General features: G+C 29.4%; 10 protein-coding genes. 4 read left to right on the top strand and 6 right to left on the bottom strand.

What is annotated here, in order from left to right:
- The 4 genes from ACR0P1_RS03875 to ACR0P1_RS03860 form a co-directional block, all read left to right on the top strand.
- Positions 1-1,638 (top strand): hypothetical protein (locus tag ACR0P1_RS03875; protein ID WP_432645094.1); only part of this gene is annotated, 1,638 nt, incomplete at its 5' end.
- Complete coding sequence (locus tag ACR0P1_RS03870; RefSeq protein ID WP_432645093.1) at positions 1,635-3,419, top strand: hypothetical protein; 1,785 nt, start codon at positions 1,635-1,637, stop codon at positions 3,417-3,419. The genes ACR0P1_RS03875 and ACR0P1_RS03870, both read left to right, overlap by 4 nt.
- A 156-nt stretch (positions 3,420-3,575) precedes the next feature.
- Positions 3,576-6,506 (top strand): hypothetical protein, encoded by a 2,931-nt coding sequence (locus tag ACR0P1_RS03865; RefSeq protein WP_432645092.1) that lies wholly within the window; start codon positions 3,576-3,578, stop codon positions 6,504-6,506.
- The gene (locus ACR0P1_RS03860; RefSeq protein WP_432645091.1) at positions 6,506-10,294 is read left to right on the top strand and encodes a hypothetical protein; all 3,789 of its coding nucleotides are present in this window, start codon (positions 6,506-6,508) and stop codon (positions 10,292-10,294) included. The genes ACR0P1_RS03865 and ACR0P1_RS03860 overlap by 1 nt, the downstream gene beginning before the upstream one ends.
- A 147-nt stretch (positions 10,295-10,441) precedes the next feature.
- On the opposite strand, the gene ACR0P1_RS03855 is transcribed toward ACR0P1_RS03860, so the two are convergent.
- Genes ACR0P1_RS03855 through ACR0P1_RS03830 form a run of 6 tightly spaced genes read right to left on the bottom strand, consistent with a single transcriptional unit; the run spans position 10,442 to position 14,118 of the window.
- A complete protein-coding gene (locus tag ACR0P1_RS03855) occupies positions 10,442-11,653 on the bottom strand; it encodes an SNF2-related protein (RefSeq protein ID WP_432645090.1) in 1,212 nt (403 codons plus the stop codon).
- The gene (locus ACR0P1_RS03850; RefSeq protein WP_432645089.1) at positions 11,619-11,852 is read right to left on the bottom strand and encodes a VRR-NUC domain-containing protein; all 234 of its coding nucleotides are present in this window, start codon (positions 11,850-11,852) and stop codon (positions 11,619-11,621) included. Before ACR0P1_RS03850 ends, ACR0P1_RS03855 begins: the two co-directional genes overlap by 35 nt.
- A 29-nt stretch (positions 11,853-11,881) precedes the next feature.
- The gene (locus tag ACR0P1_RS03845) at positions 11,882-12,325 is read right to left on the bottom strand and encodes a DUF1353 domain-containing protein (protein ID WP_432645088.1); all 444 of its coding nucleotides are present in this window, start codon (positions 12,323-12,325) and stop codon (positions 11,882-11,884) included.
- Between the two features lie 2 nt (positions 12,326-12,327).
- Positions 12,328-12,810 carry a deoxycytidylate deaminase gene (locus ACR0P1_RS03840; RefSeq protein ID WP_432645087.1) on the bottom strand — a complete coding sequence of 161 codons (483 nt, stop codon included), beginning with the start codon at positions 12,808-12,810 and terminating at the stop codon, positions 12,328-12,330.
- Positions 12,758-13,606, bottom strand: a complete 849-nt coding sequence (locus ACR0P1_RS03835) for a hypothetical protein (RefSeq protein WP_432645086.1) — start codon at positions 13,604-13,606, stop codon at positions 12,758-12,760. Before ACR0P1_RS03835 ends, ACR0P1_RS03840 begins: the two co-directional genes overlap by 53 nt.
- Positions 13,606-14,118 carry a hypothetical protein gene (locus tag ACR0P1_RS03830; protein WP_432645085.1) on the bottom strand — a complete coding sequence of 171 codons (513 nt, stop codon included), beginning with the start codon at positions 14,116-14,118 and terminating at the stop codon, positions 13,606-13,608. The genes ACR0P1_RS03835 and ACR0P1_RS03830 overlap by 1 nt, the downstream gene beginning before the upstream one ends.
- Positions 14,119-14,126 lie beyond the last annotated feature (8 nt).

The raw sequence follows: 14,126 nt of genomic DNA, 5'->3' as shown, positions 1-14,126 counted from the left end.
GCATTAACTACAACAAATGCGATACAAAATCCTTTAATGAAACCACAAGCACTACAAGCTATACGACAATTCCAACAAAATTATGGATATTCACAAGAATGGGCTATTACTGATGCTTTAGATGATGATACAAAAGATGAAGAACAATTTAAAGCACGATCAATGTTGGCTTATACTGTTCACGGTAAAGGCACTAACCCATTAGATGAACAAAATGCTGATGATTTTCAAAGAGTGCAACAAGGTATGATTAAAATGACAAATACACAAACTGGTGAAACTCAATATGCACATATTGGGGATTTATTATATATGTTTGGTGGTAATTATGGTGCAGCATATATGCATAGTGTTATACAAGCTAAAAAATTAAAAGAAGCACAAGAAGCACAAAAAGCACAAATAGAATTGAATAAGACTGTTGTAGATACACAAGCAACACAAAATAAAATGGTAAATGATAATATAAAAACACAAATAGAAGCAGAAAAATTAAACATACAACAACAAGAATACAATAATGCACAAAAAACATCTAATTATCTAGCTAACTTACATCAACAAGATCCATCTAGATCAATTAGCACAGATGGTAAAGGACACATTACTGGTGTAGGTGCAACAAAAGATGGGTCTGATGGTCAACAATTAACAATAGATAATATTGCAAATAGTCAATATCAACAAGCACGATTAGCATTTGAGCAAAGTAATGGCTTAACACCACAACAAGTAGGGACACATATTTCACACTTAAGACAATTAGCAAGACAAGAAAAATTAACTGATGAGCAATTTAAAGAAATAGCTACTGCAGCAAGTAAATATGTAGAAAAAGCTTTACAAGATGGAAATAATGAACTAGCGATTGAATATCAGCAAGTAATAAATAGTGCTTTAGAATTAAAAGTTGACGATAATGCAAAACAAGCACTGCAATTATATGAAAGTGCTAATGAAGTCTTTAAAGATGTCACATCTAATGATGGTAGTCCTAGTGAAGCATTTTTTGATGCATTTGGTGGTTTTGATAAATTACGTAATTTCTTTAGTGCACTTACTGGAATAATTGATATTGACCAAGAAGCTATTTTTGATGCATTAAATAGAACTAAAAATTTACAATCACTAATTGCTTATGATATGATGGGTAAACGTATTAGTAAGCACGGATTAGCACAATTACCACTAATCAATGAATGGCTTACTGGTACAGCAAACTTATCTGTAATACGTGCACATTTAGATAGAGTAAAAGCAAAAGCTAAGGCTGATATGATAGCAGGTGACCCAAAATTAGTTCCATGGGCTAAAGAAACTTATCGTAAGATAGAACAATTTCAAAAACAAATAGATGATAATATTGCATTTGCACAAGTTATTGAAGGTAAACAAAAAATGTTTTCAAGTAAATTTATAAATAATGAAATTGTAAAACCTGGTGGTAATTTAGATGAAGCATTAAAAACTAGGAAAAATGTAATTAGTTTTAAAACCTTAGGTGAGGCAGGTGATAAGAATAAACAAGTAAATATTTATTTATCAACAGATAGACAAAATCCGTTACAGATGTCGATTTCAGATTTTAATAAAATTACTTTAGGAAAATATTTTATGCATACTAAGGACATTAGATGAAATTAAATATTGAAACATTACAAGATACTTTTAAATTTGGGTATGAGCAATTTGAAGAATCACGTGCTGAGTCTAATCTTGTAATGGATCTTTACCATAATAGACAATATAACCAGGACCAACTAAATATCTTAGCTCGTCGTGGTCAACCAGCAGAAACTTTCAATGTTATTAAAACATTTTCACGACTCTTACTTGGATATTATTCTACAATAGTTAATACCGTTAAAATAGTTCCTAAGCAACAAGATGATATTGTAACTGCTGGAGTTTTAAATGATATTGTAGATTATATATTTAAACAAAATAATTTCGTGGCAGAAGCAGAAAAAATAAAACTAGATTTACTGCTTAATGGTATTATGTGTTCTTATGTAGATGTTGAAGAACTAACAGAAACAGATGAATTCAATAGACCTAAATTTAAAATAAATATGCAACATGTACCTATTTATGAAATTGTTTTAGATCCAATGTCTATGAGAGATGATTATTCTGATGCACGATTTATTCATAGATTTAAATGGGTTTCTGAAGAAACTATCGCTAAGATATTTGGTAAAGCTAAATTAAAAGAGTTACACGAATATGAAAATACTTTAAATCAGAATGATACCGAATTTGATAAATATTTTAGAGATAGATTTGTAGGATACCATGCACAATATAATGCATATCTACTAGTTCATTCTATAATGGTAGATGACGATAACAAAATTTGGTCGGTTTATTGGGCAGGTGATTATATTCTTGACAAACGTGAAATTACATACCGTGAGGTTAAAAATCCTTACAGGATATACCGTCTACATAATAATAATGTGAAGGCAGAATATTATGGAATTTTTAGGGATATAATCGAAACACAGCACGCTATGAACCAAGCACTAATTAAATTACAATTATTAGCTAATGCACAGAAAGTATTTGTGCAAGAGTCATCAATTGATAATTTAAAAGAATTTAGCGATGCAGTAAACCGTGTAAATGCAGTAATTCCTGTTAAAGACTTAGCTGGGGTAAAAGTAGAAAATTTGAGCCAAGATGTATTAGAGCAATATAAAATTATAGATGCCGCACTAATGCGAATTCAAAGAATACTTTCTGTGAATGATAGTTTCTTAGGTATGGCTTATGCATCAGATTCTGGATCTAAAGTTGAAATACAACAGCGAGCATCAATCACTGCACTTAGATACTTAACACTGGCTATTGAACAATTCTATAGATTATTAGGTTGGGATATAGTTTGTTTAATTAAACAATACTATACATTTCACGATGTAATTCGTATTGCTGACCAATCTAATTCTGTAAGATGGTTAGAAATTAACAGACCACAACTAGATCCTATGACTGGTGGACCAGTAATGGAAGTTTATAGAGACCCAGGTTCTGGTAAACCTGCAGCAGATGAAAATGGACAAATAATATTATCTCCAATGCCAACAAAAGAAACAGATATAGAATTTACAGAAGCTGATATAGAAGTTGAGTCTGTAGCTTATAATGATGAAATAGATAAAAATCGTTTAATTATTGAGCAGTTCTTATCTGGACCTATTGGACAAATGTTGAGTCAAGCTAATCCTATTGGATTCTTCCAAATATCTGCCTTAGCTATGAAAGAAACTAAAACAAAATACTCGATGGAAATTGCTAGTATCTTAGAACAGACAGCAATGGGTATGAGCCAAATGCAACAGCAAATGATGGCTACCGGTAATGCTGTAGGTCAAGAACGACCAAAATCAACTAGCAATGCGACATCGGGCAAATGAAATTTATAAATTTTGACTACAAAATAACGCTTTCTAGCGAATTTTCAATTACCCGAAATCATTTAAATTTATATAATAATATAAATCATCATATATTATATAAATTTAAATCTCACTTAAGTCTGGAAATGAATTCAATAAAATAAGGATTGTGATATGAATAATTTAAATCTAGATCAATATAGACAACCACAATATGCCGATGGAAAAATCCCTATAGATATGGGTCCACTTATGACAAAAGAGCAGTATAAAGTTGCTAGTGATATTAAAGCACAAGGCTATGATTATACTGAAGTAGCTAAAGCATATAATACAGAAATTGATAATCAAAATAATATTAAAGATACATTTTATAAACAATTAAATTATAATGAACATATAGGGGTTCAAAATCTACTAGATCATGGCTCATCATTAAATGAAATTATGGATAATTTTGGTAAAAACCCAAAACAAATGAAAGCATTATTAGGTGAATTAGGTAGTAATATTATCGAAGAAAATAAAAATAAAGCAGAATTGTCACAAGATGGATTTACTGGTGCTACATTACAAAATGGAAAAAATGCATCTCAAATTAGAACTTTATTAGGTATGTATGATCATAGAAACGGTTTATCATCTCCTGAACAAAAATTACAAGCAATTCAAATTATAAATAGCGAATTAGGAACTAATATACAATTAGATGAAAATGGTAAATTATTTGATATGGCTATAGATGGAAAAACTAAAATTGATTTAGAACCTGGAGTAATTTCAGCAATTCAAAATAATGCTGCTACTATTTTTAGTAGTGCAATTTTAGCTGGTAGATTTGGTGCTGGAATAGGGCAATCATTAGGATTAAGAACATTAACAGATTTTTATAGGTTAGGTTTAAAAACTCAAATGATTACAGGAGCTAAATTAGGTTTAGTTTCTGGTACATTAGGTGGAATGCCTGATTTTTTATTTGAGGCTGATGGATGGGTAGCTAAAAATGTATATTTAAATGAAGAATACCAAGGAGCTGCACAAAAGATATTGGATAATCCTTATGACAATAGAGTAAAAAATTTAGGAATAAATATAGCGGGCGATGTGGTTGGTGGTGCAGTAGGTCCTGCTTTAATTAAAGGTGTTGCAACAGGAATAAATAAGACAAGTGATTTTTCACTAGCTGTAGCTAATGCACCAGCACATATAAAAAATAAATTTAACTCTGTTAAAGATACAGCAGAAAATATAGCTAAAAGTGTAAATACAGAATATGGTATATTAAATAAAGCTAAACGTAGAGCAAAAAGAATTTTTACTCCAACAACTACAGTAGCTGAAGAAATGAATACAACTATAGCTGATAGTATTTTAACTAAAAACCAAAATGCCGCCACTAAAACTTTATCTAAAATAGAGCAAACAGATGCTTTTTTAAAAGAATCAGGTTGGTCAGATGCAGAATTAAAAGAATTAACTACATTAGATAAGTTAATTTTAACTAATTTATCAAGTAAAACAACAGCTAGACCAATGATTGAACAAATGAGTAAAACATTAGGTATAGATGATGCCGCAATTATTAAAAATAATGCTAAACTTATAGCTCAAAATCAATTAGATTCAGTAGTTGAATTTAGTAATGCTGTGCAGAATAATACATTATCACCTACATCAATGATAAATAATATAAATGAGTTTATTCCAAATATAAAACTAGCAAATAATGCGGTAGCAAAACAATATGAAAGACAACTAGTAACAATAGACCCAAATAAAGTCGGTAATTTTAAACCTGCTATTGTAGAATTAACGAGATTAAATACAACTAAATATGGTGATATTAGGCATTATTCATTATTTGATAAACAAATGTCAGCTAGTCAATTAGAAGATTTAAAAGTAAATTATAATGCTTTAGGAATGGATGATTATTTTGCTCAAAATAAATTGATGCGTAAAACTACTTATTTTGGTCTTAATAAATTAAATAAAAATTTGTCACAACAAGAAATACAATCTAATTTGGAAAATGTTGGTTTAGATGATTATATGAGACTGATTGTAGATTTAGAATTAAATGCTGATAAACTTAGAACTAAAGTTTCAAATATAGATGAAATTACTAAAGCTATGCGTAAAGATATTATGCAATATGAATCTACTAATAATATGTTATTAGATCATATGGAACTAATAAAACAAAGTGCTAATGAAGCTAAGAAAGTAATGCAATTCTATTCTAGTGATACTAATATAGGGAAACAATTAAGTAATTTTCGTAAAAATAAAGATCTAAATATATTACCTCAATTAACAGAATCTGTATTGAAATTGGCTAAAGATAATAATTTACCAAATATACAAACTTTAGCTAATGCATTTAAAGTAAATCCTAAAGATTTAGAGACTAATTTTATAAATAGTTTAATTAGTAAGAATATTACTAAAGATGCTAGTGGAAATATAGATTTAAATTCTGCGACTAATGTTGTGAAAAGTATTTCTAATAACAAACATTTGTTTACAACACCTGAAGCTAAATATGTTGCTAATCAAATACATAAATTAGCAGACTATAATGCAAATTTTGTTAGTAATATAAATAGTTTAGCTTCTAAAACAGAATCAGCACATACTTCATTTCTAGCCACATCAATAGGTGGTCGTGCACAAATGTTCTTAGTTAGTAGACAATGGCAATTATTAGGTAGTTTAGTATCAAAAGTTATTAAATCTGATTCAGCAATAATGGATTATACTGGTGTTAAGGCTAGTAAGTTATTTACTAGTGGTAAAGCTAATCCTAATAATATTGCAGCAAATTTTAAAGAAAATTTAGGTAAAATATTATCACAACCTGATAATATGACTCACATAAAAATAACAAAAGATACATTAACTAAAATGGTAGAACAAGGTAGAATGCAACCTAATGAAGCTGTTAAAATTATGAAGCAATATGGTGCACTTATTGATGATATGAAAACTGCTACAAATGCATTTATTAAAGCAGCTGATTTTGATGAAGAAACTTTGAAGTTACTTCAAGATGATACAATATTAAATAACTATCTTTTAACAGGTCAGATAGGAGGTAAATAATGGGATTTGGTAAATTAGCAATAAATGTTCTAGAAACTGCACTAGAAGTAGGTATTAAAGAAAATAAAGGTAATGTAATAAAAGAAGTTCAACAACAAGCTATTAAAGCTACTGAAAATAATTTAATGCATCAAATAGCTAATGTTGCTACAGATTTACAACAAACAACAAGAACTCCAGTTAATGCTGCAGCTACTAGTGAAGATATAATTAAAACTATAAAGAAAATGAATCAAGCTGGACAACCTATTACAGACCAAGAAGACTATCTATTTACAACTGCAGCCGGATATTCAAAAGTATTTAATACAAACTTTGCTGATACTTTAAGTGAATTTTCACACGTTGCTAATTTTCATTCTGCTAGAGATAATATGCCTGCTATAAATATTCTAAATAAATCTCAAGCAGAATATGATGAAATGTTTAAACGCCTTGAGCCATATATAAATGACGTAGCATTAGCTAAGCAAACAGATATTGATATAAAACAAGCTAAAATGCTTAGTAAAACTGATTTTACAAAAGTTGATTTAATGTTAAAAAATATTGAGACATTTAGTAGTGGTGACTCTATGGAACAATCACGTATATTAAATGTGTTTGCTAATAGTCAGTTAATAAAAAGGTCAAAACAACGAGCAGAAAAGTTTGTAAATAAGCAAAATAAAAAACAAGATATTTTAGATACTGATGTAGATACATTATATCGTAAAATTCAAAATCCTAAAATATCAGAAAAAGATATTATGAGTAATTTTCTTAAATATAGATCTTTACAAGGATTGTCAGGTGATGAATTAAAAACATTAGATGCAGAACTAGGTTTAATTCTTAATAATAGGAGTGATATAGCTAAATTTAAAAACTTTTCTAAAGACCAAATTGAACAACTACAAACTATGAAAAGTGATATTAAAAATTACTTAGCTAATCCTAGTAATAATTTAAAAAGACCTTTATCTAAAAGTGCAGAAGCAACATCTGAAATACAAATGTCAGATGAGTCTTTTATTAGACATGCTACTGGGCAAAATACAGGCCAAATAAATTATAGTGCGTCGTTTAAAATAAATGGGATGATTGACCCAACAGAATTTAATTATCCTATGTTAAAAATAGCAGATAATGAAGTTGGGCAATTTTTAGAAAGTGGATTAAGTAATTTACCAAAACAAAGAAACGCATTATATAAATTGTTAGGTGAAAAACATTTACCAATAAGATTGCGTGAAGAATTTTTACCTAATGCTCTACAACAGAAACAAGTTATGTCACAAACTAATGATGATATAATAGATATATTAGAGCTAACACCTACAAGCTCAACAATAAGTCAAGGTGATAATGCATTACAATTTAATGATAAATTAACAAAATTGAAATTACTACAAGCTTATGGTGAACTAGAACCAACTACATTAGCTAATGATGCTATAAATCCTAATTTATTAAATGAGCCATTTATGAAAATAAATAGTGCTGTAGAGTTATTTAAAAGTATTCCAGGATTTGATAAAAGAGATTTAGATTTTATTCTATTTAGTTTGAACCAAGTTAGTGGTAAAAATGGTGAATTTAAAATAGCATTAAATAAAGTATTAAGTGCTAATCCTAATGCATTTGATAATATAATAGCCAGAGATATAAATCTACAAACTAGTATGATGCGTTTAAAAATGTTAGCTAATGAATATGACCCAAAAGCCACTGATTTTAGACAACTAGGTGATACTATTTTATATAGTAATAAAATTCCAGCACAGCAAAAACAAGCTATTCAAAAACAATATATAGATGCAGTAAATGGAATAAATAGTTTTATTGCTAAATTAAATGGTAAAATTAAAACTATACAAGCATTAGATTTACCAGAAAATTGGTTTGTTAAAAGTCTGGATAATGAAAGACTAGCTAATGATAGTGCAAAATCTTTTAACAAAGTAAGTCCTAGTTCTGCTAAAGAACGTGAATTAGCAAAATCTCAAATGGATAATGATGAAATTAAAGAAGCTGCATTAAAAGCTAGAGCAGATGAAAGAAATGAAGATAATATTTTATATTATGGAATGCGAAATGTAGATGAAACAGCTGAAGAAGATGCAGTTAAAGAATCGTTTAAACGATTTGGTGGTAAATCAGAATTAGAAGACAATTATTTTGTTAATAAATTTGGTAATGTAAGTGATACAGATTTACATTTCATAAAACGAGAGATGAATGATGGTGATGATATAACTAATTTAAATAATTTAGAAACATTTTTATTTGGTGATGCTAGAAAACCTAATCAATATGATTTGCTAAGTCAAATAAATGCTATTACAAATTCACCTAGTGCAGATTTTAATACCAAATATTACTATCTAGATAATATGCTAGATTTTATAAAAGCATATCAAAGAGAGATTGACTCATATACTCCTGCACCAGTGTATATCCAAAAACATATAAATATATTGACTCAATTAGATAATGTTGAAAAGTTAATTACAAAAAATATTAACGCATTAAGTCAAGAACAATTTGCTTTAAAACAAGTAAATAAAAATATAAATGATTTTGGTGAAGCAACCTCATTAGATATGATTACTAAACAAGGCAAATATGAACCTAAAGAAGTCAAAGAATTTTATAAAAATCCAAATTATAAACCACGTGGTAAAAATGAACCTTATAATGATAATATTCATAGAGACTTTTTATTTAAAACATTAGGTAAAGATTTTTACCACAAAAATATTTTAACACATACAGATAATATGATTGATAATTATTTAGTTGGTAATTTATCTAAACAAGATATTTTACAACAAATAAAAGACCTTCAAATAAAAGGTCTATCTAGATCTAAACTAAAAACTAGTAGATTTAGAGATGCTAATGGTAATATTAAAGTTATTGATGATATGGACCCAACTATAGAAAGTATATTAAGAAAAAGAAATAAACAACCTAATGTAAAAGATAAAGAAAATATTCAATATCTTGAAGAAAAAGGGTTTGATTTATCACCTACAGATAAACAAGGTCGTGAAGCATTACAATATGTATTAGATTTTGTTGATGCGGCAGAAAGAGTTAAAAAGAAATACGGTTTATCTAATTCTGATAATTTATTAAATATGTTTCAATCAGAACGTGGTAAAACATTATTACAATATAACAGAGTTTTATGGAAAGATATTGTAGAAAAGAATAAAGAAAACGCACAACAACTAATGAAAGCTGTATCACCACATAAAAGTAATACTAAAGCTATAGAAGATTCTTATATAGCAGACCAATACTTAGATGCTCTACATAATGCAAATAGTTTAGGTAGTGCGGGAAAAGACACGTTTAACGCAATTATGAATGTATTTAATAAATTAAGAAATGGATTAAATCCTGCTGATTATGGTGCTAAACGTAGAGAGCTAGAGGCGTTAATGATTATTACAAATAAATCACAGTTGTTTAGTAGTAAAGGACAGTTTCTTTTAATGAAAGAACTTATAGAAGATAATATGCGACATACAAAAATAGATTTGCCTGATGTTAAATTTTCTACTAAAAAATTAGATAATGCTAAATCACACATTAGTGCTGAAGAACAACTTAAACAAAGACAAAAAGAACGTGATTGGATTGATGAATGGACGACTAAACATAAACCAAAACAATTAGATAGTGCTGTAGATAACAAACTAAAATCTAATAAATATAAAAGTATGTTACAAGAAGATGATAATGCAGCACTCAAGAATTTAACTAATGAAGATGACGACGACTTTATTTATTTTTAATAAAATTAGCCATCAAAATAGCGTTTTCGGGAATTATTTTAATTACCCGAAATTGATTAAAATAATTTAAATGAATATTTATATTATAATATATAAAAATTTAACCTCGTTAAAGTCGGGAAATGAATTTATCCCGACACCAGATTTTTATATAATTTGAATAGGTTGGAAGACGCTGTTATTAAAATCAGCTTTATTGGAGACTACTTTATATACTTGTTCACTTATGCCACCTTTAACAAGTATATGATGAACGAGCGTAGTATTACTACCATTCATATTTATAATTCGCTCTCTGCGCTGCACAAACTTAGCACCACTATAATCAGAACTATAAATTATAAAATGCTCGAGATGTGATAAATCAACACCTTCTGCGTGAGCATTACTAGAATATATGCTAGCCTTAGCAAATATACTTTTAAGTAATTTTTGCTCACCTATGAAATGACACATTATACCTATAGATTCTTTATCACCAAAATTTTCTAAGATATAATTTATTTTATCTCTAAATCCTAAGTCATAATAATCTTCACCTAGTTTTATTGCACCACCTTCTATTTGATGTAGTGCAGTTCTTAGTTTTAAAGTTGTATCTAAAAGAAATTGCTCACCTTCCATTGTGATTATGTTGGACATTAACACATCGTTGTAATATCTTTTACACTCATCGCTCAATTCAACATAATGCTCAACATCACTGGCTTTATCAGTAATACCTGCATCATCTTGAGTCATTTTAACGGTAAATGTATCCACATAATTTAATAGTTTTGGCTGGTATCCTTTATACTCAACGATTGCCATACCACCATAATACTTAGTTGACTTAATGCCAAATTCATCGTGAAATCGATAAAAATTAGTGTGTTTAAATGGTGTATAGCGCCCTATATTCATTTGGTGATATATACTGCACGGACTCTCAATAATTGGCGTTCCACTAAGATGAATATGAGGTTTATCCATTGTAAAAGCTCGTATAATACGATAGCGATTACTTGGCTTAGGAAACTTACCAAAGTTATGTGACTCATCAACTATAACCAATTGATAATCTTGTGGGTGATATTTAAATTGTATTTTACCACCTGTTATTATGCCTAATTGTTCATAATTGATAATTGTATATTTCTTTTTTAAGTCAGGACTTTGTGTGAATTTTAACCAACCATCTATAGCATTTTTCTTAGTTACTACCATTACATTTTTAATTTTAGTTCCTTGCTCTGCGACTAATATAGATGTTAAGGTTTTACCACACCGCGGTTGACCAAATATATAAACATATCCAAGTTGTTTTAAAATTCTTAATGCTGCATCAGCAGCTATTATTTGATGTCGATAAGGTTTCATTATCAATCTCCTGTAGAATATGTAAGACTTCATCAACAGACCAAGCTACTATTGCTGTGCCATTAGCATCTCTAATCTGTTGTATATTAGCTATTTGCAATGGTGTTGGGCGACCATATTTATCTTTAACTTCAATAGCTATGAATCGCCCTTTATAGCAAGCTAATATATCTGGAATACCATTTCTATTAGCTGCCATAACTTTAACTGCATACGCTCCGTGTTGCTTTAGCGTATTGAGTATTTTGGATTGTATCTTTTGTTCAGCCATTTGCGCTCATACTTAATCCAATGATATACACGCACAGATATATACATTAGTTGCCATTTCCATTTCTTTTGACCTAATGCTTTTATATGCTCTTTCAAAATATTATCTGCCATATAAAAATTACAATAATATTCTGCTTGAATTGCACCATCAGCTATATCACACAAATAATCGTGTGCAACTACAGCTGGCATTATATTAGATTGATTTGGCTCAATCAACCACCAAAATGCCCGTGGCACATTTGCACCATTAGTTGTATATCCACTAGGTATTATCCAATTACCAAATCTAATTGGTATATGAACTTTATATCGCCGCCCATCACAAGGTTTTAACAACACATCTTCATATCCAAAATATAAAGGACGTGTATTTAAATTTTGTGCTATCTTTACCATTTCTAACTCCTTAATAATTTATTACAATAACTTCGTTTGAAATATTGTATACCTGCTCTTTGCAATAACTCTAACCCTTCTTGCTTTCGATAATAACTATTGAAATAGACTCGACTAATTCCAGCAGTAGCTATAAGCTTAGCACAATCAATACAAGGTGAATGGGTGCAATATAATATACAACCATTCGTAGCTATACCAAGCTTAGCACACGCCATTAAGACATTCTGTTCAGCGTGCACTACTTCTTCCTTAGTTACATAATCTTCTTCACAATTATTATCTAGCCCCGACAGCGTGCCATTATAGCCACACATAATTATGCGGCTATTATCTGGTGTAGCTAATGCTGCCCCACATTTTAACCTTTCTGCAGTTGATAAATTAGCATAAAGCTTAGCTACTAATAAATGATAGTCAATCATTTTATGCTTAAATGAAATCAATGAAGATTGGGAAAATGTATGTATCGTCGATTCTTTCATAATTTATCCTTATCTTTCTACCTACTACAGATTTAAAGTCAAATGCTCGAATTGAATCAGTTAATCCTGACCCAACATTTACTTGTAAACCATTTTCATCTTCACAAATAAAAGCACCTATTTGCCCTTCATATTTACCGGTGCCTTCATCAATACCTACTATTTCAACAATAGTTGTATTTTTTAATTTAAATTTGAAAGCGGTTTTAACGCGCTTACCAGTTGCTTGTGTATGATGAATACATTTACAATAAATACCTTCATAACCTTTTATAGCAAATTCAGCACATAATTGTTTAGCTTGGCTAATAGATACACAAGGTTGATATTCAACAAATTTAATTAGTTGGCTATCTTCAAAAAATCTAGCTAAAGTAGTTAAATTTGCTTGTCTTGTATAAAAATTCCCAGGCTCAATAATATCAAAAATATGAATTTTATGGCTCATACTAATAGGAATTCCTTTAGCAAATGCTGTTCTTAATGTAGTTACTACAGCAGCATCACTACGACCACCTAGTTTGCCTTCACCTTTACCAAGATATTCTGCTTCTAAAACTATTGGTAAACAAGTTTCAGGTATTTTAGTTAATAATTCTTTTGCTAAAACATCATTAGTATATGGCTTACCTGATGAAGTATAAAATATTACGCAATGTTTTGAAATATGGATTTGTGCATACTGACCATCATATTTTATAGACCAATACCATTTAGAACCAGCATCCCAAAATTTTTGTAAATTATGCACAGTGTCAGAGTCTGTGCCTTTACATTGTTTAATAAATTCAGCCATTATACATCTCCTTCTTTGATAAAATTCCCTTGCTCATTGAGATAGCCTTTGCGGTCTTTAATCTCATTATAAGCTGCTTCCCAACATTCAGCTAAAGTAAACTTATATAATGATGCTATCACTTTTAGTTTACGCACAGCTTGAAATCCATCAAAAATATAGTCTTCAATAAAATCAGCCAAATCACATAACATACCTACAAGATTATTTTTCTTAGTTTTGTCTAGGTCTTCAGCATCTTCAAAAAGTCTTGGTGAAATCTCATCTTGACATATATTGATAAATTTTGTGCGATACTCTTCACCCTCAATTGATGCTATATTAGATATAACAACCATCATATCACCTATAGCATCTTTAATTTCGTGTGGTCGGTCTTTTATAATACCATCGCAAAGTTCACCAAACTCAGAAATAAGTTTCATTGTTTGTGTGAATACTTTACCATTTTTAACTATACCGCGGTCTTCTGCCCATTTATGTGTTGCATTATGCAATTCTATGTAATTCATTTTAATCT

It is taken from the genome of Methanobrevibacter sp., assembly GCF_050872065.1.
Lineage (GTDB): Archaea > Methanobacteriota > Methanobacteria > Methanobacteriales > Methanobacteriaceae > Methanocatella.
This window is presented reverse-complemented; position numbering and strand designations above follow the sequence as displayed.

What these genes read in the sequence shown, in the direction of transcription:
- ACR0P1_RS03855 (WP_432645090.1), bottom strand. Translation starts at nt 11,653, where the DNA reads ATGAAACCTTATCGACATCAAATAATAGCTGCTGATGCAGCATTAAGA.
- ACR0P1_RS03860 (WP_432645091.1), top strand. Translation starts at nt 6,506, where the DNA reads ATGGGATTTGGTAAATTAGCAATAAATGTTCTAGAAACTGCACTAGAA.
- ACR0P1_RS03865 (WP_432645092.1), top strand. Translation starts at nt 3,576, where the DNA reads ATGAATAATTTAAATCTAGATCAATATAGACAACCACAATATGCCGAT.
- ACR0P1_RS03840 (WP_432645087.1), bottom strand. Translation starts at nt 12,810, where the DNA reads ATGAAAGAATCGACGATACATACATTTTCCCAATCTTCATTGATTTCA.
- ACR0P1_RS03830 (WP_432645085.1), bottom strand. Translation starts at nt 14,118, where the DNA reads ATGAATTACATAGAATTGCATAATGCAACACATAAATGGGCAGAAGAC.
- ACR0P1_RS03835 (WP_432645086.1), bottom strand. Translation starts at nt 13,606, where the DNA reads ATGGCTGAATTTATTAAACAATGTAAAGGCACAGACTCTGACACTGTG.
- ACR0P1_RS03850 (WP_432645089.1), bottom strand. Translation starts at nt 11,852, where the DNA reads ATGGCAGCTAATAGAAATGGTATTCCAGATATATTAGCTTGCTATAAA.
- ACR0P1_RS03845 (WP_432645088.1), bottom strand. Translation starts at nt 12,325, where the DNA reads ATGGTAAAGATAGCACAAAATTTAAATACACGTCCTTTATATTTTGGA.
- ACR0P1_RS03870 (WP_432645093.1), top strand. Translation starts at nt 1,635, where the DNA reads ATGAAATTAAATATTGAAACATTACAAGATACTTTTAAATTTGGGTAT.